The sequence below is a fragment of the Rhizobium sp. PP-F2F-G48 genome (genome assembly GCF_004342335.1).
In the GTDB taxonomy this organism is placed as follows: domain Bacteria; phylum Pseudomonadota; class Alphaproteobacteria; order Rhizobiales; family Rhizobiaceae; genus Ferranicluibacter.
In genome coordinates, this window is the sequence record NZ_SLVH01000003.1 from 546,623 (window position 1) to 564,660 (window position 18,038).

Here is an 18,038-nt window from a genome sequence, read left to right on the forward strand (position 1 = left end):
GAACGAACTGACGTTTCCGATGATCGGAAAGGGTTTAGAGAGCGGCGGCGCGCTTCATGCGCTCGGTGGCCATGGCTCGCTTGCGTTCAGGCGGCGCACCGGCGCCAGCGCCGAAGCGCTGCAGAGTTTCTTGCATGGTGCCGACGCGGTCGGCCATGCCGAGAGAGACGGCATCCTTGGCGAGAACCATCCGGCCCTTACCGAAGGTCTCGCGGACAGTCTCCGACGAGACGTTTCGGCCTCTGGCAACGCGATCGACAAACATTCCATAGAAAGCATCGATCTGAGCTTGGCGATAAGACAACGCCTCTTCGCTGAGAGGCCCAAACGGATTTGCTTCGGTCTTGAACGGGCCGGCGCTGATCAGCGTCTTCTCGATACCGGCTTTTTCCAGAGCCAGTCTGATGTTGTCATGCTCGGAATAGACGCCAATCGAACCGACCCATCCGGACGGTGTCACAACGATCTCGTCGGCGTTCGAAACCATCCAGTAAGCGGCACTGGCGGCCGTCGAGTTGACCTGAGCGACAATCGGCTTGATGCCCTTAAAGCTGGCAATGATTTCGGCCGCCTCATCGGTCCCCGACACGGCGCCGCCTGGGCTGTCCGTATCGACGATAACAGCTTTGACGGAATCGTCGTCACGAACCTGCAAGAGCTGCTGACCAAACTGCTCGGTGCTCGTGCCGCCACCTCCCGAGATGTTGCCCATCATGTTCATCCGGTTCGAGATCACTCCGCGCATGGAGACAACCGCAACAGCGCCCTCGCGGCGCGCGACAGCCTTAGCGGTCTGCGGGGCGATCCTCGCCTCGATCTCTTCGGCGGTAAACTTGATGTCGGCGGCCTGCGTGGCGAGAAACTCGATGACGGCGTGCATCTTTTCAGGCTGCATTGCCCAGTATTCGGATGCGACCGCAGCAAGGATATGAATGTATTTCATTCTTCGTCTTCCTCTGTTGCCCGGCCGCCGTTACGGACAATGGACACTGTCTCTGGCGGGTTGATTGCACGCTCGACGGTCTGGACATTGTTCGACACGAAGTTGACGTCGCCATTCGCGCCAATGCCGTTCATGTCTTCGAGCGCCAGGATCTGGTTCATTGTCATGCCCAGCTCGAACATGGCCTTGTAGAAGGCAGATCGAGCGGCCATATCGCCACGCAGCAAGGCGTTCATGTTAAATTTGACGTGGTATCCGAGCGACTGCTCTTCCTCCGTAAAGAGTTTCCAGTTGAACTCTTCCTCCCAGGCACCCACCCAGGGCGCGATCGTCTGCTGATAGAATCCGATCATCAGCTGCTCGATCCCTGTGCCCCAGGACGTCGATTTTTCGTGGCTCTGCACCAGGATCAGCGGAACGTCATAGATCCGCGCGACCTCGGCAATCTGCATCTCACGAGAGCCGAGAAACTGTGCATCCTCCGGAGGGATCGTCGTGGTGATCCACTTCATGCCCTCTTCGAGCACCTTGACGCGATGCGCGTTATCGAGCCCGCCCTGCCGTTCGAGGGCGGCGGCCGGGCTTTCCGGCGCCGTTTGACGCTCGCCGTTCGGGCCTCGCAGATTGGTCTTCGCCGACCCCGTCAACTTCCCCGGATGCATCAGGAAGCCGCCGGATTTTGCATCATTGGCGAAGAACTTCGCGCCGAACTCCTCCATCGCCAGGCCCATGCCGATCGCCTGACGGGCAAGCCCGACCTGCGAGAGACCGACATAGCCGTCCTGGCTTTGATCCATGATGTGGATCACATCGCCGTGGTCGATTTCGAACCGCTTGCCGTTGATCTTCGTCTCGAAGAAGAACCGGCCGCCGGCTTTCTTTGGTCGCGTCACTTCCGGCATGAGAGGCCAAAGACCGACAGCCTGGCCACGCCCGTTGCGCTCAATCTCGGCGTAACCGTTGCCCCACAGCAAAGCGTGGGACTGGATTGTCTTGCGGAAGGTGCGCGAACTCATCAGATCATTCGGCCGCATCTTCAAACGGCGCGACAGCGGATGATCCGAGGCCTCTTCGGAGCTTAGGCCGTCCTTTGCACGCCTCATGATCCGCAGCGGGAAGTGCGCGATCGGATTCGAGATCCGGTTGACGCAGGCGTAAACGATCGGGAAGTTTCGAGCGGTATGCTCACCCACGAACACGCCGGCATTGGTTTTCCCGTGGCCAATCATCCGCACGAAAAACCCGTCTTGGCTCACAGACTGTGATGGTCCGAACGACCCTTGTGGAGTGTTTTCGCCATCAGATAATGCACCGGTGTCAACCAAACCGGGAACGTCCGCAGATCGATTGCTGATTGCTTTAACTCGATGTCTTGGCTTCTCGGCAGCGATCATCAGACTTCGATCTCCAGAATGCCGCGGGTCTCATAGACGGACGGGCCTTCGATGTCCTCGGCGATGGATTGGCCGACCGCCATGACAGCGCCGACAATCCCATCGATCTTCTCCGCGCTCTTTTTCTTGGTCGGCGCGTAATTCAGGTTTTCGTCAAACCGGATGGCTGTATTGCCGGCCATCCAGCGCATGACCGGGTGGCCACCATGATCAAGCTTTCCAGCCATGACCAACCGCTCCAGCAGCTTCGTCGGCTCGCCGAGCGTCGGGATGCCCTGCCGCATGATCTGAAAGAGGCTCTCGTCGACGCCGTCTTTCTGCATGTCGGTGACGAGCTTGGTGGCGTTCCAAGGGTCGAACCCGATAGACGCCAGATCATAGGTCTCCAGGTCATCGTAAAGCGCTTGCCGCACGTAGTCCTGATCGACGAAATCGCCCGGCGTTGCTTCGATCGCACCCATCGTCTGCCACCGATCGTAGAGAACACGATCCTGACGCGAGCGGCGTGCGATCGTCTCTTCCGGAACCCAGAAACGACAGGACAAAATCCAGCGGTCGACATCCTCGTCGGGAGGAAAGGCCAGGATGCGCGCTGTGATGTCCTCGTTCGACGACACGTCGATCGCCGCATAGCATCGGCGGCCTTCCAAGCCCTGCCCGCTCTTCCAAAGCCGCCAGGCTTCTTTGTCAGGCGCGCAGGCATCCCACTTCTTCAACGAAAGCCAGCGGGTGACGGCGTCGATCCACTGGTTTGCGTGGTAGCAGCGGAAATGCTGCTCGGCCCTTGGATTGTCGGCCGCAATTGCTGCCTCACGGCGTAGGAACTGTACGGTCGGCGACACTCCCAGGGAGGGGTTCGCTTTCTTCCAGTTTTGCTCGTCCGCCCAATCGTCATCCGGATCGAGCGCAAAGATGACAACCAGCGTGGTCGGGTCATCAATCGTTCCGTCGAGAATAGAGCGACTTTCCTCCCAGAGATCCCAGCCGGTTCGGTTCGACTTGAGACCGGCCGTCGATGCGTAAAGCTCGATCGGCTCAAGACGGGCGCCTGTGCCCTGACGCAGGAAGTTTGCCAGATCCGGCGTTTCCCATTCGTGCATCTCGTCGCCAGCTATGACCGTCGGCGACTTTCCGTGCTTACCTTCGGGAGTGCCGGACAGAAGCTCGAACAAGGCCCGGATCTTCGGCAGGTAGATCGACTTTTTGTACATCTGCGCGTCGCCGAGCCCCGGCGCCATGCTGATCATTGCCTTCATCTTGTTGAAGATGATTTTGGCTTGGTTCTCGTCGCGGGCAAATACGAAGCCCTGGCCGCCAACGACGCCGTCGAGGATGAAGAACAGCAGTGCCAGCGCCGCCAGGAACTCCGACTTTCCGTTCTTACGCGGAACCCACAGCATAAGGCGGCGAAAGATCCGCACGTGCACGATGATCGGCTCGTCGGTCTGTTCGTCCACGATCTCGGCTGGGGCCTTCCATCCGATCAGGAGGCGGACGATGCATTCCTGCCAGAACGCCAACTTGAACGGCTTGCCCGCGAACCTGTCTTCCGTCAGCCGGAAGACAGCCGGGAATAGCTTTACCGCGGCGTCAGCCTTGGCGGCATCGAACCAAGCACCGGCAACGCGCGAGCATCGCGCCCACGCGGTCCGCACCCATTCCCAACCGCGATTGTCTGCGGCATCTTTAACCCATTCTGGTTCCGGCCAGAGCAGATGACCGGCAGAGGCCTGAATGGCCGCCCTGGAAACCTCTTCCATGGCATCAGTTCAAGAGGTCAGGCGGCGACGAGTTGAAAGCGCCGAGCGCACCGATGACGTCATGATGGTCGCCGTCTTCAGGCTCGGACGGCTTTGCGTCTCCGCTCGACTGAACGCTCTGCCCTCCGAACAAGGGCAACGATCCGAACCCGTGTGCGGCGGCCTGGTCACGCATGATCTTGTATCGCGCGTCAGGACGCATGCCGAATGTCGCTTCCATTTCGCGCAGCATCTTCTCGATGTCCTGCATGGCCTGCCAGGCCGGATGCCGCTTCTTCGTCGCCTCGCCGTTCGTGCCGACAGCGTTGAACCACGTGCCCTCTTTGCGAACGACCTGGTCGGCGATGATCCACTCTGCCACGTATCGGCAGTAGCGCGCGAAAGCCTGTGCATCGAGATCGGTGAGCAGGTTCAGTCGCTGCAGCAGCGGCGCAATTTCATTCCAGATCTTCGTAGCCGAGCTGCTGCGCTTCAGCCATTTCGGCGGCTGTGTCTTTCCGACCGAAACCGCTTTCGGTTTTTCGCCTTGAGCGGCGCGGCGCTCTGCCTGCGACATCCGATTTCCCGGAGCGCCTTTGGCGTCCTGTTGCTCTGCCGTTTCGGGTTTGCGACCACGGGTCATGTCGCCTCCTATCGGCGTGAGAAAAAAAAGATTTCACCAATTTCGCGGCGATGTGAGAGAGCACACCCACCGGTCTAGGCCCTCAGCCCCCTCGACTTTGACCCCACCCCCCTTTCGGGGCACATTCGACGATGCTAAATGAGCTATAAGGGGTGCCTCGGGCGACCCCGCGACCGCTCCTCGGCCTGCGCCTCGCTGTCGTGATGGTCGGGGCAAATCGGCTCCCACTTCGATCGGTCCCAGAACAGCTCGGGGTGCCCGTAGTGCCGCTCGGTATGGTGAACCACCATGTGGATGCGCTTGACGTTCGTCTGCATGCTGCCGTCCAAGCAGTAGATGCCAGGGTTCAACAGCCCATTCGCCTTGCAGCGTAAGCAGAACTGGTTTTCAGGCAGAGACAGAAACTCCGCCCTTGCCTTCTGCCATCGGTACGTCTTGTAGAAGTCCCGTCCGGCTTGATCACGGTCCCGTCGTCGATCGTAGTCTCGCTCTCGCTCCGCAGCAGGCGGCGTGCCTTGCGGCCGGTATGACTTCGGCTTGCTTGCCATACTCTAAGAACGCAAAAGGCGACCTCTCGGCCGCCTCATCGTCTGGTCATAGCTTTCGCACTGGCCCTGAATCGGTGCCTCGCTTGAGGCGCTCAGGGCTGGGTCCGACCGGCGTACCGACCCCAGACTTTCGTCCCGCATGCTACTGCGTTCTCAGGGGCTCACTTCAGGATCATCGGATAATCCGTTAAGATTGATACTCACACTTTCTCGACTTGCGCAACGTCCAAATCAATCGGCGTCTTGCGACCGAAGATCTCGATTTCCACGACGATCCTGTTGGCCGCAGCATCGAACGAAGCCACCACACCGATGAAGGAAACGAACGGCCCATCAACGATCCTTGCCTGCTCGCCGAGCGCATAAGCAATCGGCGATGGCGGCCTGAAGTCATAAGCTCCGCTTTCTGCTTTCTCGATGAAACGGTTAATGAATTTCGGGTTCACCCGATGAAATGCGACACCATTCCCAAGCACTCCGAGAACCCTCTTCTCACGGTCAAATCGAAGGATGCCCTGCACGGCTTCGTTGCTTGGAACGCATCTGACAAGCACATAACCAGGCAGAACTGGCAGCATAGGAGCAGGTATAATTCGATGCCGACGCTTGATCTCTTCACCCTTGCGACGAGGAATAAGCGCATGAACATTCTGCGCCGTCAGGGCCTCCTCCACAGAAAATTCACAACGAGGCCGAACGCTGAAGCACAGCCAGGCTGCCAGTTCAGGGTAATCATCAGCGATTCGGCGGCTCGCCATCCCCAGCTGCGAGATCCTGATTCGGTTCTCACGCCGCGCCTTCTCTTGCTTGAACTCTGCATAGGGCCGGATCTCAATCGCTTGCGCATGCTCAAACTCACCATTCCTATGCTGCATGTTCATCGCCCTGTCTCCGAGTGGTGAGGTAATTCGAAATCGCATCAGCGAAGCGAGCTATGGCCACAGCAGGCGTTTCACCCTCATGGACAGGCGGAAACCATATCCACTCGTGCTGCCCGCTCAGCATCAACGGCGGCCAACCACGACGCTCACATTCGTCATTCCAAGCCCCTAACTGGACGGTATCCGTGCGCTGGATCTGCCGGAAATCCCCGGTTGCCTCCTTGAGAGCGATAGGGCAGAGCCAGCCTTTTGCTGCTGGCTTCTCTAGTGCCCGGCCTTGCATCTCGTTAACTGATGGCCATCCAAATCTCTTACGTTTCTCGCTGCGCACATCGTCTATCGACAGCTTTCCCTCGCGGATTTGCGCCTGCTCGAAGCTTGTTGGACCGGGAATGTTGACTGACGGCCCCAAGAGCAATTCTGCGAGCCTTGTCGCCATCCAAAGCTTTCCAAAGGGAGCCGCCATCGCGTTGGTCGGCTTGACCACTTCGGCTACATCCGCATGGGCCAAGCGCTCCCACTGCCGTTCGGTGAGATAGGTGGATGCCGCCTTGGCCTTGGTGCGTCCCATCTTGTCCCGCGCCGCCAGATAGACCGGCGTCAGATCCTCGCAGGCCTTCCTCTGCTCAGGCGTCAACGCCTGCCAGCAGCGAACAGCGTTCATCTCGCTGTCGTCGAGATATCCCGGCCATGCGTGCCACCATTTCTTGAACCGGCGCTCGATAGAGCGCGGATTTTCTTCCTCATCCCGAAGGTCGCGCGCCCGCGCTCTCTCTCCCAGTTGATCAGGGGTCGTTAGATAAGGGTCGTTAATAGGTGCCGATGCAGGGTCGGCAGGGGGTGCCGACTCTGGGTCGGCAGGGGGTGCCGATATACCGGCAGGGGGGGTGCCTTCGACGGCGCCCAAAATAGGATCAAATTCCTCGGATTCCCACTCTTCGAAGTCCTGTTCGGCGACCTTCTGGTCGAAAATCACCCGATACCAGTGCGCGGAGTCCCGGCCATCCTTGCTCGGCTCAAGGTGCTTTTCGACGACGCCCATGACCGACAATCGGTCAAGCGACGCCTGGACGGTCGAGCGCGCGCATTCGAGCTGGCCCGCCATCTTGACCTGCGAGCGCCGGCACCAACCATGCTTGTCCGTATGTCGCCCGAGGAGGCACAATACCTGCAAGTCACGGCCCTTCAGCCGCGTGTCCGTAACGATCCATCCGGGGATGATTGCAAAGCGCGCCATCTTCATTCGGAGGCCTCGCGGCGGCAAATCACGGGCGGTAATACGCCGTCCGCTATAGCCATCAGCACATGCCGCATCTCGCGCCGGGCTTCCAAGAGCGCCTGTGGCAGCTCACCTGTCCTCGGATCGCGACGGGCGTAGGCGCATGATACTTCGATATCGAGCGCATCTACTCCCCACTGGCAGCCCGCCTTACGCAAGACAACGCGGATTGACATCGCCTCACGCAAAAGGGCACTGATAGGCTGGGCCAGAAGCCACGACGCCCTGCCGGCATCGTCCTGCTTGTCGGCCAAGATCTCGACGGTGGGAAGGTAGCTCATGCTGCCACCTCGTCGTCGCTGCTGCCAGCCTCGTACCCCCACGCCGTCCATCCCGGACGGGCATCACGGCAGAACATCTCAAGACGGGGCATGTCGGGATAAAGCCGCTCGATCGTTTCGGCGTAGAAAGCCGGCTTGACGGAATGCGCGCCTTTGCGCTCGCAGTGCACCGTTTCCGGCTGCTGCCCTGGTAAAGGTGAAGCGACATCTCCGCGCCGGCCGATCAGCAGCAGCTCGTGGCGGTCGCGCCCCCAATAGCCCGTTCCCGCGACACCTTTGTCCCATATCCAATGATGGACGTAGGCAAAACCCCACGCGTCCATCACGCGCAGCGCATCGGGCAGCATGGGATTCGTCGCCCAGAGAAACAGGACCGCATCCCGCTTGCCGGGCGCCCCTATGGCCTCCCACAACGCGCAGATCTCGTCGGTCGTCATCGTCGGATAATGGTTTTCCGCACTCTTCTCGCGCCCCGTCACTTCCGAATGAACGCCAAATCTCCACGGCGGGTCGGCATAGATGACAGGAAACTTCTGCCCCACCTGCCCCGCCGTCGCCCGGCCGTTTTCCACCTTGTGCGCCATGTGCGCCAGGCGCACCACGTGCCGCATCTGCTGGCTTTTCGCCCGCTCGTCCTTGGCGCGCTGCATAATCTCGCGCTTATCCAGCTTCAGGATGTGCTCCTGAGCCTGATCTTCCAGATGAGATAGCGTCTCCGCCACATGCAGCGTCAGCCGCCCCTCGCGAACCGCCTCCGACAATGCCTTGACGCCGTGCTGGTCGATCCTCTTTGCCGTAAAAACGGAGCGCTCCGAAACTGAGAGCCGCCGAGCCGCTGTTCGGGTCTGCAAATTTGCAGACCCGACCGTTGTCTGGTTGATGCCCCGCTGCCAGATCGCGATCTTGGCAGCAACCATGGCCCGCTGGCTTTCGCTCAGGTGCCTGCGGTGAAGGTTCAGCGACAGAACAAACTCCAGCGGGTCGCCCCCGTCGAAGACGCGCAACCGGGGCGCAACCCCTGCGATCTTGCAGGCCGCAAAACGGTTCCGTCCATCAAGGATTTGCCCGTCCAGAAGCCATATCGGCTCGCGCTGCCCGTTGGCGGCGATATCAGCGGCAAGCGCCTGAAGGTCAGGCTCCGAGAACAGTGGAAAAAGCCCCGCCAGCAGATGATGCGGCAGATCATCCGCGGCATCCGGCAAGACGAGATCCGGGTAAAGCTCGCGCGCGCGCTCCGTAGGTGCCCAGCGGTTCGGCGCACCCGGCAAGCGCGCCAGAAGCCCACGCCCGTTCATGCTAAGCGCCGCCTTTTGCGCGCTGGCATCAACCGTAGAAACCGCGCCCTCGACAAGCGCCGTGCGCATAACCTGTAGCATCGTCGGTCCGAGTTTCGGTGCCCCGCTCATCGGCTCGCCCTCCGCTCGATTGTCGCAATCTGCCGCGCGATCTTTTCCACCGGAACGCCGCGCGTCAGCCGCGCCTCGATCGCGCGCGGATCGAGCCCGAGCGGTTCACGCGTCAAAAGATCCCGCAGCACGGGCGGCAGCCTGTCGAACGCTGACATGGTCGCGATTGCCGTCATCAGTGTGCTCCCCGCCAGCGCGCAAGATAGGCCCTGCCTTTGTTGGTAATTTCGATGCTGCGAGAATCGCCGCCGCCAGGCCCGACCAGGCCGTGCGGCAAAAGCGTGCGGACATGGTCACAGTCCGCCAGTGTCTCGATAAAAAGCCGACCGCCCGCGCCTTCGAGCTTTCGCAGGAAGGCGCGGGCGGCAGGGAGAAGCGATATGTCGAGGGTTGACGGTAGGGGCATCATGCACCTCCCAGACGTCTGACCATGTCGCGCACCAGGCGCTTCAGGCGATGACACTTGTCGATGATGGTCCGCTTCTCCAGCGCGTCGATCACATTGTCTTCCAGCGCCGCAAAGATCTCCTCCGCCAGCCCCATGGCCTTGCGGGCGATCTTGTGCGCATCAGCCTCCGTCACCGCGCCTTCCGGCTCATCCGTCGGCACAGCTGCAACAATCTGGAAACCCAGAATTTCGGCATAGGCTGTCAGAATGGCCGGAGACCCAGCCGCCCGGTCAACTTCGATCGCGACATCCAGCGGAATAAGCGCATCATCATATTCCGGGCTGATGGACGCGTACTTGCAGAGCGTAGAGGTCGAAACGCGCGTGCGCGTCGCCACAACACTGATGCCTCCGCCCAGACGATAGGCCTGCTCGGTAGCCTTCTTGATGACGCGAATTTCCGCTGGCGAAATGCCTCGGAGCTTGTCAATTTTTAGATGCACAAAAACACCCCGCGAAAAAGCAAGGAAAAAATTCGGAAAAGATTTTCGGTGAAAGACGCTCAGACCTGCCTTAGCGTCAGAGAGTCCTAATCATGGCGGGCCGCAACAAACGGGCCACGCGCCACACCCCAAAGGAGCAACGGGCATGACCAACAAACTCGACGTGAGAGAAGACGGCAACATCAGGTTGAACCCTCTCCTCGGATGGAGCACCCACATTGTCGGCGGCACTGTCGCCATTCTTCGTCTGGGCTATGCAACCAGTGCGGAGGAACTGAAAACGGGACGTACCCCGGATCTCCAGCTGGCGGTAACCGCGGCCCAGCTTCGAGAGCTGGCTGAGACCCTGTTGCAAGCCGAAAAAGCGCTTCTGGAGAAGTCGATCGACGCTCCAAAAAACTGACATCCGCAGGCAAAATGGCGGGAAATAGGTTGGTCATTGGACTGCCTCGCGAAAACCGCGCGCCATCTGATTCGCCCTGAAAAGATCGTCGGCTGTCACCTGCGTAAGAGACATGAGGATGGGCCAGTGCCTGTCGGGAACTCCGATTGCAGGCCATTTGTAAACCGCGTCAGGCGTCAGACTTCCGTTGGAGGCGCAGGCCACCGCACGCGGCCCTCCAGCAGACTTAATAATTTCTCCAACTGTCTTCATATGGCACCCATACGGAATTAAATTCCATGCATCAAGCCGCGAATTCCTTAACGTTGAATTATTTTCCAAAATACAGTTGCGGTATGTCATGGAAAAAACGACTTAAAGAAACTTTCGAAGCAAAAGGCTGGACTATTGCTGAGCTCGCTCGGCGATCGTCAGTCTCTTATGATAGTGTTACGAAGTATCTTTCCGGAAAGGTAGATAAACCGAGAGGCCAGACACTAAGTTTGCTTGCTCATGCGCTAGAGGTCGATGATCTTTGGCTAGAGACAGGAATAGATCGCAATGCACCGTCAAGAATGGTTCCACTCAAAGGATATGTTGGCGCGGGCCAGTACGTCGAAGCCGTTGAGAGTGATCAAGACGATGAGGTCGAAGCTCCTGCAGATGCGCGACCTGGCACAGTTGCAGCTGAAGTGCGCGGACCATCAATGCTACCGATGTTTCAAGAGGGATGGGTGATCTACTGGTCTCGACACCTTCCTGCAAAGGAGATGATAAACAAGCTCGCAGTCGTGCAGTTGGCAAATGGGCAGATACTTGTCAAAACCGTCAAAAAAGGCACTACGGAGGGCTACTTCACTCTGACCAGCACCAACGCGCTCGACATGGAAGACCAGCTTGTTGAATGGGCTGCCCCTATCGATTGGATAAAACCCCGATAACATTCGAATTTATTTCTAACATCGATTGACTTGGAATTAATTTCCGTACATCTGTTTCCTTGCCTCCCGAGCTGGAGTGGCGCGGAAACAGGTTTAGCGTCCCGCGCCACTCCGTCGTCGAGGCATTGCCAACGACATCAGATGGAGCGCATGATGCAAACGAGCACGAACACCACTTTCGGAAATAAGAGCAGCAACACCGTCCAGCAGTGCATCGACGCCGGCAAGGTGTCGGCCATTGCTGACATGATGCTTCACCTTGGTGAAGGCTGCACCGAGAACCAGCTTCTCGCGCATTTCGACCGTGCCGACCTCGAACAGTTCGGCGAACGGGCCCGTTCGGAGGCGCGCAAGCGCCAGGAACGATCGACCGTCTCGCGCGTCCCGGCCCGTCGCGCTGCCTAATCCAAGATCCGCTTTCGGTGACCGCCCGGCACGCATGCGGGCGGCATCCGAAACGGATGAAGGATCTCCAATATGTCCCGATTGCCTGACAATGCGACCGCGCTGCGGTTTCGCAACAGCATAGCCGCGCCTGCAAAGCGTCTCTCACACTACCGCGTCACATGCCGCGACAAGGCGGTGCATGACGTGTTGGCGCATGACGCGGAAGCGGCGCGACATTACGTCGCCAAGCGCAATCCCGGCGCCAAGATCATCAATGTCCAGTTGGTGGCAGAGAGTGTTGCGGCTGATCTCCGGAGGGTTGGCTGATGGTCAAGCTTCCCTGCATCACCGGCACCAACCACCCATGTCGCAATCATGCGCCCTGCCGCGGCGTGCTCGTCGCGCTGCTCGGCGTTTTCTTCTTGGCCCTTATGGCAGCTGTGCCGCTGGCAACTGCCGGCATGGCACGTAGCGCTGCATTCGAACGCGCGGAGGCTCGGATATGACGCACGTCGATCCGCGCATGCAGGCCGCGCTGCTCTCTTGCTATGCCACGCCGAATGTCGAGTTTCGAGAGATTGCCGCCATGCACGGCGTCGATCGCGAGCAGCTTCAGGAAGAGTGGTTCGATCTTGAAAATCTGCGCCAGCCCTATCGGGCGCGGCCAAGCTTCTCGCTGCCATCGGCGCCGATGAGGATGGCCGCCCATGCGTGAGCCTGCGCCCCGGGCCGTCCTGCCCTTCCGCGTCCATTTCGAGGACGAGACAATCACACCCGTCGATATCGCCGCGTGCGATCCCGACGAGGCACGCAAACGCGTGGCTCTCACTCACCCCGGCAAGCCTGTGAACAAGGTGAAGATCGTAAGGGAGAAAATCTGATGTCGCTGGTCAATACCGATGTGACCGTCGATCTCGCTGAGATCGAGAATGAAGATCTCGATCGCTGGTGTTTCGCCAACGGCATCGCGCGTGAGAAGCTTCCCGAGATCAGTTTCAGCGCTGATGTCGAAATCGATGCATCCAGCCTTGATGACGAAGAAATAGTCGATCGCTATGAGGAAATGACGCGGTCACAAGGAGAGTGGTTCGAGCGCGTCTATCGCCTGCTGGCCGAGAACGACTGCAAGGCCGCCATGGATGAAATGCAGCGGGAGTTCGGTCTTGCGTCGCCGTCCCATGAGCGGGCGATAGCCGATCTCCTCTCTCCCTTGGGAGGCGCGCGTGGCTGAGGAAATCTTCAGCGTTCACCGCACGCAGATCTTTGCAGCGATGCAGCACGTGAGCCGCGCTGTAAGCGGCAGGGATACGATCCCGATTCTGTCGCATGTGCTTTTGACCGCGGAGGGCGAGAAGCTCCGCATACGTGGAACCAATCTGGACCTCCAGATCGAGGCCGAGTGCGAAGCGCTGCACGTGGCGTCGGAAACAGCGATTGCCATACCGGCAGCTCGACTTGGCGATATCCTTCGGCAGCTTCCAGAAAGCGCCGATGTCCATTTCGAAAAGGGTCGATTGAACCACCAGGTCGCCATCCGTGCAGGTCGGTCCGTGTTCAATATTTCCTACCTCCCGGCGACCGACATGCCGGATATGGCCCCTCGACAAGGTTTCCAGTGGACGGAGGTCAACGGCGCTGCGGTTGCCGAAGCAATCACGAAGTCAAGCTACGCCGTCAGCAAATTGAAGGATCGACCCTCGCTTGAGGGGCTTTGCATGCGCTCAGGTGATGGCGATTCGGGCATCGAGATTTGCTGCCTTGATGGGTTGGCCCTGGCTCGCATCCGCCTTCCCGATGCCGGCTCCCCTGTGTTTCCAGCGAGATCCGACAGCTACCCACACATCATCCTTCCGATGAACACGGTCGTCGCTGTGCAGAAGCTCTTCGATGATGCGAAACGGCCTGCCGAAATGGCGACCACCGAAAGCATGGCGTCGTTCCGTTTCGACGGCGTCGAGATCCGGTCCAAGCTGCTCGACTACATTTATCCGCTCTACGAGAAGGCAATCCCTCCGCGGACCGAGACAACGTTGGTGGTATCGAGGGAGGTTTTGCTTGGCGCCGTGAAGCGCGTCTGTGCTGTCGGCATCAATATGACCGGTCAGAAGCATCGCGACGGAATTCGAATGAAAGTTCAAGGCGGGCAGATCCGCGTCGACCTGCTGAACGAAGAGGGCGGCTACGCTGAGGACTATGTGCCTGCGGCGATCACCGCGCCTGAGGGCTTCACGATCGCCTGTGACGCTGCACTGTTTGAGCGAACGATGTCGGCCATCAAGGCAACCGATGTGGAATTGGTCGTAACGGACGCCGAAAGGGCATTCCGCGTCGAACCCGTGGGACGCACGAACGAGACGCATATCCTGATGCCGCTCAAGCCTCGTTTTGCGGCGGTGGACTAATGGCAGACGCGAAGGGTTTTGGTCGCCCCACTAAGCAGCAGCGCATGGACGCGCTCCGTCGCCGAGCGGCCGCAGCCATGCCTGACTGGCGCATCGAGCCGCTTGACGGAAAGATCGTCATCACAGCTTCGGATGGGCCTGATGTCGATTTCGTCGCGACCCTTCGCGACGAGGCCAACCTCGATAATCGGGACTTCCTGGTCTGTCTTCCGGAAGAGCATTTCTTCCTAATCGATCAGTACAACAAGCTGAGCAAGCGCTTCAGGGAGTTGACCAGCGAAGCATCCAGTCGCAGCGCCCCTGATGATGAATCAGCCACTTCTCGTGGGCAAGTTTCAACCCGCGCGCGCGACTGCGGCATCCTCTGCGGGGATAAGGCCTTTCAGAAATTCTTAGAGATCGAGCACAGCATCGACATATCGACGGCCGCCAGCATCGCTGACGGAGTTCGCCGGAAACTTAGCGTCGAGTCCCGTGCCGAACTCAGCACGGACCCTGAAGCTGCAGCTCGTTGGGACAAGTTCGTCGGCAGTTTCAGGCTTTGGATGAGGGGTATGTGATGAAGATGGAAATCGAAATTGCTGAGCGCCCGATCCTTTACGTCAGACCGACCTTACGGCTCGTGTCGCTTGTTTCAGCGGCCCTCATTTCACTGGCCATGTGGTCGCTGCTCGTCGGCTGCCAGTCCTATCAGCCACCTTGCACAGATTGCTACATAGGCGTGCAGCGCACGCTTCAGACAGGAGGCTCGCATGAAGAGCGATAAGATCGAGAACGCGGCAAAGCGCATCTTCGCCGTGATGTCCTTCGCCGGGCCAGTAGGCGCCGTTCGTCCGTTCTGGATTGACGGCGGTAGTTCCGCGCAGCAGGACGAGGCGCGGCGTTATGCGGCCGCTGCGATCAACGTCGAGACCCCATTACCCCAGGCATCGGGTAGCTGGCGCCTCGTCATACTTGAAAGTCCTTTTGCAGGTGACGTCGAGGCGAACCAAGCATACGCCAGAGCCGCAATGCGAGATTGCCTTTATCGTGGCGAGGCGCCGTATGCCAGTCACCTGCTCTATACCCAGCCCGGAGTGCTCGATGACAACGATGCTGATCAGCGCAGGCAAGGAATCGAGGCGGGCCTCACATGGGGTAAGATGGCGAGCGCAACGGTGGTCTACACTGATCGCGGCATCTCGCGCGGCATGCATCAGGGCATAGAGCGCGCCCAGGCGGAACGTCGTCTCGTCGAATACAGAGCACTTTCCGAGGGCAACAAATGACCTTCGTGCGCAAAGAAGTCATTGGAAGCTGCACGCTGTACCTGGGCGATTGCCTCGAGGTCATCGAAGCACTGCCTAAAGGGTGTGCCGTTATTAGCGATCCACCGTATGGCATCGCCTTTGCACACGGCGGAAACGATGCTTCGGGCATTGGCCGCGGCCGTTACTCTACCAAGTTCGCAAAGGTCGCAATTGCGGGCGACGAGAAGCCGTTTGATCCAGCACCACTGCTGTCGCTTGGAACCGAGTGCATCCTGTGGGGAGGCAATCATTTTGCCAACCGCCTTCCGTCCTCCTCCTCCTGGTTGATTTGGGATAAGCGCGCCGCGTCCGGTCATACCAATGATTTTGCGGATTGCGAGATCGCATGGACAAATCTCGGAGGCGTAGCTCGCGTATTTCGCCACCATTGGGACGGGATGATGAAAGCATCGGAACGAGGAATTCCGAGAGTGCACCCAACCCAAAAGCCGATTGCTTTGATGGCGTGGTGCATCGGCATGATCTCGGCGGATGCGGTCGTTGTTGATCCCTTCATGGGGTCAGGCACGACCGGGGTCGCATGCGCACAAGAACGTCGCGCTTTCGTCGGAGTCGAGATCAACGAAGGCTACTTTGACATAGCATGCGAGCGCATCCGCGAAGCATACGCTCAAGAGCGTATCGGCACTCTCTTGCCAACGCCTCTCCCTTTTTCCAGCCAGCAGACAATTTTCGGAGGTGATGAGTCATGACAAAACCTAAGACCCCATCGCCCCAGGCAGATGGGACGCTGACCGACGAAACGATCGACCGCGTAGCGGCGGCTATTGAGGGCGCGCAGATCAGCCACAGCCTGAAGCTGACACGGCTTGTCGATGGCATCTCCACCTACACCGTCACGGTGGATGGCGAGACCCACGACTTTGTCGACACAGACACGGAATGCGCTATCGACCAAGCTTACGCGCACATCCGCGCCATTAAACAGCGCTTTCAGGCAGAGGCCGTGATCGCCGCCCTCGCAGCCACGGAGGGATCTGCCGATGTCTGAGCCCCGTATCGTCTGCCGGTTCTCATGCGGTGCGGCTTCGGCCATCGCGACGAAGCTGATCCTTGCGCAGTATGACCGCGAGCGCGTGGCCATCACCTATAGCAACCCGGGCAGTGAGCATCCTGACAATCTGCGCTTCCTTGCCGACTGCCAACGATGGTTCAACCACGAGATCGTCATTCTGAAGTCAGACGACTACGACGATACATGGGATGTTTTCGAAAGGGAGCGTTTCCTTGTTGGCCACCAAGGCGCAAAGTGCACGGGGTTGCTTAAAAGATCCCCGACCTATGAGTTCCAGAAGCCCGGCGACATCATCGTTTTTGGCTACACGTCCGAAGAGGCAAAACGTGCGAAGCGGTTCCGCGAACAAAACTTTGAGCAGCCCTTTTTGACCCCGTTGATTGATGCAGGGCTGACGAAAGCCGACTGCCTCGCCATGATCGAGCGAGCCGGTATCGAACTGCCGGCAATGTACCGCCTCGGCTATCATAACAACAACTGCATCGGCTGCGTCAAAGGCGGCATGGGCTATTGGAACAAGATCCGTCGCGATTTTCCAGAGGTCTATGAGCGCATGGCCGCGCTGCAACGCGACCTTGGTCCCGGCTCGTATTTCTGGCGTGAGCGGGACACGAAAGAGCGCATCAGCCTTGATGCACTCGACCCGAACCGAGGCAACCACAACGACGAACCCGATATCGATTGCTCGCTCATGTGCCATCAAGCCGAGGCGACCATTGCTGACGATGATTGCGAGGCCGCATGACCCTTGAAGAAGCAGCGAATGCCGTGCGTCTCTACGTAGAGGCCAAGCCTTACGACGACGGTCGGATGAATAAGGCAAGCTGGCTGGAACGCCTTGACGACTGCCTGACGGACATTCGTCTTGAATTGGCAGAGGCGGCACAGGACGATGGCCTGTGGTCGAAATATCTCGATATGGCCACCCCATCCCCCCAAACGAATGTGCTCACCCAACCCCAACTCCCCGAGAGTGGAGAGAGCGTGGAGGGAGGGGAATTACCTCGCCAATTCCTCCCGACTGAGGACGGCGAGTTCAACGGTAATGAGTTACCCGAACTCGACGGGATCAATGTCGACAACATCGCCAAGGCTATCGTTCTTGCAGCATGCGAACTGGACGATACGCCCGACCCTGACGATGACGACACACTACTGATCACGGTTCAGGATCTAGAAGCCGTCGCGCACCGGCACATCACCGTAGCCCTTGAACGCGCTGCGCTCGCCGCCCCCACCAAGGAACGCCCATGACCAACCGCGAAGACGAGAGCAAGATGGAAGTCACCGACGCCATGGTCAACTCGGCGTGCATGAGCTACCGGCACGACTTCGGACTTTTGCCAGAATTGGACCGGGAAGCTCTGCGTCGCACCGCTCGCTGGTGGCTTGAGGCGTGGCAGAAAGAAGGGTTCGTCCTCTCCAACCCCTCTCAAGGGGAGAGGGTAGAAACCCCATCGCCCCAGAACAATGGGACGCTGACCGACGAAACGATCGACCGCGTAGCGGCGGCTATTGAGGGCGCGCAGATCAGCCACAGCCTGAAGCTGACACGGCTTGTCGATGGCATCTCCACCTACACCGTCACGGTGGACA

The 18,038-nt window shown here is 59.3% G+C and carries 26 protein-coding genes and 1 pseudogene; 17 read left to right on the top strand and 10 right to left on the bottom strand.

Features of this window, described 5'->3' with window-relative positions; genetic code table 11:
- Positions 1-34 precede the first annotated feature (34 nt).
- The 10 genes from C8J36_RS10495 to C8J36_RS10545 all read right to left on the bottom strand — a co-directional run bounded on the left by C8J36_RS10495 (position 35) and on the right by C8J36_RS10545 (position 10,005).
- On the bottom strand, positions 35-943 hold the full coding sequence (locus C8J36_RS10495; RefSeq protein WP_132534621.1) for a S49 family peptidase: 909 nt from the start codon (positions 941-943) through the stop codon (positions 35-37).
- A complete protein-coding gene (locus C8J36_RS10500; RefSeq protein WP_132534623.1) occupies positions 940-2,337 on the bottom strand; it encodes a phage portal protein in 1,398 nt (465 codons plus the stop codon). Before C8J36_RS10500 ends, C8J36_RS10495 begins: the two co-directional genes overlap by 4 nt.
- Complete coding sequence (locus C8J36_RS10505; RefSeq protein ID WP_132534625.1) at positions 2,337-4,097, bottom strand: terminase TerL endonuclease subunit; 1,761 nt, start codon at positions 4,095-4,097, stop codon at positions 2,337-2,339. The genes C8J36_RS10500 and C8J36_RS10505 overlap by 1 nt, the downstream gene beginning before the upstream one ends.
- Before the next feature lie 4 nt (positions 4,098-4,101).
- Positions 4,102-4,719 (bottom strand): phage terminase small subunit P27 family, encoded by a 618-nt coding sequence (locus C8J36_RS10510; RefSeq protein WP_132534627.1) that lies wholly within the window; start codon positions 4,717-4,719, stop codon positions 4,102-4,104.
- A gap of 748 nt (positions 4,720-5,467) precedes the next feature.
- On the bottom strand, positions 5,468-6,148 hold the full coding sequence (locus tag C8J36_RS10515) for a transcription termination/antitermination protein NusG (RefSeq protein ID WP_165915021.1): 681 nt from the start codon (positions 6,146-6,148) through the stop codon (positions 5,468-5,470).
- Positions 6,132-7,391, bottom strand: a complete 1,260-nt coding sequence (locus C8J36_RS10520; RefSeq protein WP_132534633.1) for a hypothetical protein — start codon at positions 7,389-7,391, stop codon at positions 6,132-6,134. The genes C8J36_RS10515 and C8J36_RS10520 overlap by 17 nt, the downstream gene beginning before the upstream one ends.
- Complete coding sequence (locus tag C8J36_RS10525; RefSeq protein WP_132534635.1) at positions 7,388-7,708, bottom strand: hypothetical protein; 321 nt, start codon at positions 7,706-7,708, stop codon at positions 7,388-7,390. The genes C8J36_RS10520 and C8J36_RS10525 overlap by 4 nt, the downstream gene beginning before the upstream one ends.
- Entirely contained in the window at positions 7,705-9,114 is a 1,410-nt protein-coding gene (locus tag C8J36_RS10530; protein ID WP_132534637.1) for an MT-A70 family methyltransferase, read from the bottom strand. Before C8J36_RS10530 ends, C8J36_RS10525 begins: the two co-directional genes overlap by 4 nt.
- The gene (locus C8J36_RS10535; RefSeq protein WP_132534640.1) at positions 9,111-9,290 is read right to left on the bottom strand and encodes a hypothetical protein; all 180 of its coding nucleotides are present in this window, start codon (positions 9,288-9,290) and stop codon (positions 9,111-9,113) included. Before C8J36_RS10535 ends, C8J36_RS10530 begins: the two co-directional genes overlap by 4 nt.
- A 229-nt stretch (positions 9,291-9,519) precedes the next feature.
- Positions 9,520-10,005, bottom strand: coding sequence for a hypothetical protein (locus tag C8J36_RS10545; RefSeq protein WP_132534645.1), 486 nt, complete (start codon positions 10,003-10,005; stop codon positions 9,520-9,522).
- A 145-nt stretch (positions 10,006-10,150) separates the two neighbouring features.
- Between C8J36_RS10545 and C8J36_RS10550 the strand changes: the two genes are divergently transcribed.
- From C8J36_RS10550 to C8J36_RS24905, 17 genes and pseudogenes are all read left to right on the top strand, one after another.
- Positions 10,151-10,408 carry a hypothetical protein gene (locus C8J36_RS10550; RefSeq protein ID WP_132534647.1) on the top strand — a complete coding sequence of 86 codons (258 nt, stop codon included), beginning with the start codon at positions 10,151-10,153 and terminating at the stop codon, positions 10,406-10,408.
- 278 nt (positions 10,409-10,686) lie between these two features.
- On the top strand, positions 10,687-11,328 hold the full coding sequence (locus C8J36_RS10560; RefSeq protein WP_132534652.1) for a LexA family transcriptional regulator: 642 nt from the start codon (positions 10,687-10,689) through the stop codon (positions 11,326-11,328).
- A gap of 150 nt (positions 11,329-11,478) precedes the next feature.
- Positions 11,479-11,733 carry a hypothetical protein gene (locus tag C8J36_RS10565; RefSeq protein ID WP_207897486.1) on the top strand — a complete coding sequence of 85 codons (255 nt, stop codon included), beginning with the start codon at positions 11,479-11,481 and terminating at the stop codon, positions 11,731-11,733.
- Positions 11,734-11,805: 72 nt separating this feature from the next.
- Entirely contained in the window at positions 11,806-12,042 is a 237-nt protein-coding gene (locus tag C8J36_RS10570; RefSeq protein ID WP_132534657.1) for a hypothetical protein, read from the top strand.
- Positions 12,042-12,221 (top strand): hypothetical protein, encoded by a 180-nt coding sequence (locus C8J36_RS10575; RefSeq protein ID WP_132534660.1) that lies wholly within the window; start codon positions 12,042-12,044, stop codon positions 12,219-12,221. The genes C8J36_RS10570 and C8J36_RS10575 overlap by 1 nt, the downstream gene beginning before the upstream one ends.
- A 20-nt stretch (positions 12,222-12,241) precedes the next feature.
- Positions 12,242-12,430, top strand: a pseudogene (locus C8J36_RS10580) (hypothetical protein); the annotation flags it as partial.
- Positions 12,423-12,596, top strand: a complete 174-nt coding sequence (locus C8J36_RS24900; RefSeq protein ID WP_165915022.1) for a hypothetical protein — start codon at positions 12,423-12,425, stop codon at positions 12,594-12,596. The pseudogene C8J36_RS10580 and the gene C8J36_RS24900, both read left to right, overlap by 8 nt.
- Complete coding sequence (locus tag C8J36_RS10585; protein WP_132534664.1) at positions 12,596-12,946, top strand: hypothetical protein; 351 nt, start codon at positions 12,596-12,598, stop codon at positions 12,944-12,946. The genes C8J36_RS24900 and C8J36_RS10585 overlap by 1 nt, the downstream gene beginning before the upstream one ends.
- On the top strand, positions 12,939-14,117 hold the full coding sequence (gene dnaN / locus C8J36_RS10590; protein WP_132534666.1) for a DNA polymerase III subunit beta: 1,179 nt from the start codon (positions 12,939-12,941) through the stop codon (positions 14,115-14,117). Before C8J36_RS10585 ends, dnaN begins: the two co-directional genes overlap by 8 nt.
- On the top strand, positions 14,117-14,677 hold the full coding sequence (locus C8J36_RS10595; RefSeq protein WP_132534668.1) for a hypothetical protein: 561 nt from the start codon (positions 14,117-14,119) through the stop codon (positions 14,675-14,677). Before dnaN ends, C8J36_RS10595 begins: the two co-directional genes overlap by 1 nt.
- On the top strand, positions 14,677-14,883 hold the full coding sequence (locus C8J36_RS10600) for a hypothetical protein (RefSeq protein WP_132534671.1): 207 nt from the start codon (positions 14,677-14,679) through the stop codon (positions 14,881-14,883). The genes C8J36_RS10595 and C8J36_RS10600 overlap by 1 nt, the downstream gene beginning before the upstream one ends.
- Positions 14,870-15,385, top strand: a complete 516-nt coding sequence (locus C8J36_RS10605) for a hypothetical protein (protein ID WP_245506521.1) — start codon at positions 14,870-14,872, stop codon at positions 15,383-15,385. Before C8J36_RS10600 ends, C8J36_RS10605 begins: the two co-directional genes overlap by 14 nt.
- A complete protein-coding gene (locus C8J36_RS10610; RefSeq protein WP_132534673.1) occupies positions 15,382-16,119 on the top strand; it encodes a DNA methyltransferase in 738 nt (245 codons plus the stop codon). The genes C8J36_RS10605 and C8J36_RS10610 overlap by 4 nt, the downstream gene beginning before the upstream one ends.
- Positions 16,116-16,418: a hypothetical protein gene (locus C8J36_RS10615; RefSeq protein WP_132534675.1), complete on the top strand. Its 303-nt coding sequence runs from the start codon at positions 16,116-16,118 to the stop codon at positions 16,416-16,418. The genes C8J36_RS10610 and C8J36_RS10615 overlap by 4 nt, the downstream gene beginning before the upstream one ends.
- Positions 16,411-17,187 carry a hypothetical protein gene (locus tag C8J36_RS10620; RefSeq protein ID WP_132534677.1) on the top strand — a complete coding sequence of 259 codons (777 nt, stop codon included), beginning with the start codon at positions 16,411-16,413 and terminating at the stop codon, positions 17,185-17,187. Before C8J36_RS10615 ends, C8J36_RS10620 begins: the two co-directional genes overlap by 8 nt.
- Positions 17,184-17,696, top strand: coding sequence for a hypothetical protein (locus tag C8J36_RS10625; RefSeq protein WP_132534679.1), 513 nt, complete (start codon positions 17,184-17,186; stop codon positions 17,694-17,696). The genes C8J36_RS10620 and C8J36_RS10625 overlap by 4 nt, the downstream gene beginning before the upstream one ends.
- A partial coding sequence (locus C8J36_RS24905; protein WP_207897488.1) for a hypothetical protein occupies positions 17,693-18,038 on the top strand: 346 nt, incomplete at its 3' end. The genes C8J36_RS10625 and C8J36_RS24905, both read left to right, overlap by 4 nt.

Bases quoted from the DNA above. Each gene is read 5' to 3' on its own strand.
- C8J36_RS10515 (WP_165915021.1), bottom strand. From the start codon at position 6,148: ATGAACATGCAGCATAGGAATGGTGAGTTTGAGCATGCGCAAGCGATT.
- C8J36_RS10500 (WP_132534623.1), bottom strand. From the start codon at position 2,337: ATGATCGCTGCCGAGAAGCCAAGACATCGAGTTAAAGCAATCAGCAAT.
- C8J36_RS10495 (WP_132534621.1), bottom strand. From the start codon at position 943: ATGAAATACATTCATATCCTTGCTGCGGTCGCATCCGAATACTGGGCA.
- C8J36_RS10530 (WP_132534637.1), bottom strand. From the start codon at position 9,114: ATGAGCGGGGCACCGAAACTCGGACCGACGATGCTACAGGTTATGCGC.
- C8J36_RS10585 (WP_132534664.1), top strand. From the start codon at position 12,596: ATGTCGCTGGTCAATACCGATGTGACCGTCGATCTCGCTGAGATCGAG.
- C8J36_RS10615 (WP_132534675.1), top strand. From the start codon at position 16,116: ATGACAAAACCTAAGACCCCATCGCCCCAGGCAGATGGGACGCTGACC.
- C8J36_RS10565 (WP_207897486.1), top strand. From the start codon at position 11,479: ATGATGCAAACGAGCACGAACACCACTTTCGGAAATAAGAGCAGCAAC.
- C8J36_RS10605 (WP_245506521.1), top strand. From the start codon at position 14,870: ATGAAGAGCGATAAGATCGAGAACGCGGCAAAGCGCATCTTCGCCGTG.
- C8J36_RS10510 (WP_132534627.1), bottom strand. From the start codon at position 4,719: ATGACCCGTGGTCGCAAACCCGAAACGGCAGAGCAACAGGACGCCAAA.
- C8J36_RS10625 (WP_132534679.1), top strand. From the start codon at position 17,184: ATGACCCTTGAAGAAGCAGCGAATGCCGTGCGTCTCTACGTAGAGGCC.
- C8J36_RS10575 (WP_132534660.1), top strand. From the start codon at position 12,042: ATGGTCAAGCTTCCCTGCATCACCGGCACCAACCACCCATGTCGCAAT.
- C8J36_RS10610 (WP_132534673.1), top strand. From the start codon at position 15,382: ATGACCTTCGTGCGCAAAGAAGTCATTGGAAGCTGCACGCTGTACCTG.
- C8J36_RS10505 (WP_132534625.1), bottom strand. From the start codon at position 4,097: ATGGAAGAGGTTTCCAGGGCGGCCATTCAGGCCTCTGCCGGTCATCTG.
- C8J36_RS10595 (WP_132534668.1), top strand. From the start codon at position 14,117: ATGGCAGACGCGAAGGGTTTTGGTCGCCCCACTAAGCAGCAGCGCATG.
- C8J36_RS10620 (WP_132534677.1), top strand. From the start codon at position 16,411: ATGTCTGAGCCCCGTATCGTCTGCCGGTTCTCATGCGGTGCGGCTTCG.
- C8J36_RS10570 (WP_132534657.1), top strand. From the start codon at position 11,806: ATGTCCCGATTGCCTGACAATGCGACCGCGCTGCGGTTTCGCAACAGC.
- C8J36_RS10535 (WP_132534640.1), bottom strand. From the start codon at position 9,290: ATGACGGCAATCGCGACCATGTCAGCGTTCGACAGGCTGCCGCCCGTG.
- C8J36_RS10550 (WP_132534647.1), top strand. From the start codon at position 10,151: ATGACCAACAAACTCGACGTGAGAGAAGACGGCAACATCAGGTTGAAC.
- C8J36_RS10600 (WP_132534671.1), top strand. From the start codon at position 14,677: ATGAAGATGGAAATCGAAATTGCTGAGCGCCCGATCCTTTACGTCAGA.
- C8J36_RS24900 (WP_165915022.1), top strand. From the start codon at position 12,423: ATGCGTGAGCCTGCGCCCCGGGCCGTCCTGCCCTTCCGCGTCCATTTC.
- C8J36_RS10525 (WP_132534635.1), bottom strand. From the start codon at position 7,708: ATGAGCTACCTTCCCACCGTCGAGATCTTGGCCGACAAGCAGGACGAT.
- C8J36_RS10560 (WP_132534652.1), top strand. From the start codon at position 10,687: ATGCATCAAGCCGCGAATTCCTTAACGTTGAATTATTTTCCAAAATAC.
- C8J36_RS10520 (WP_132534633.1), bottom strand. From the start codon at position 7,391: ATGAAGATGGCGCGCTTTGCAATCATCCCCGGATGGATCGTTACGGAC.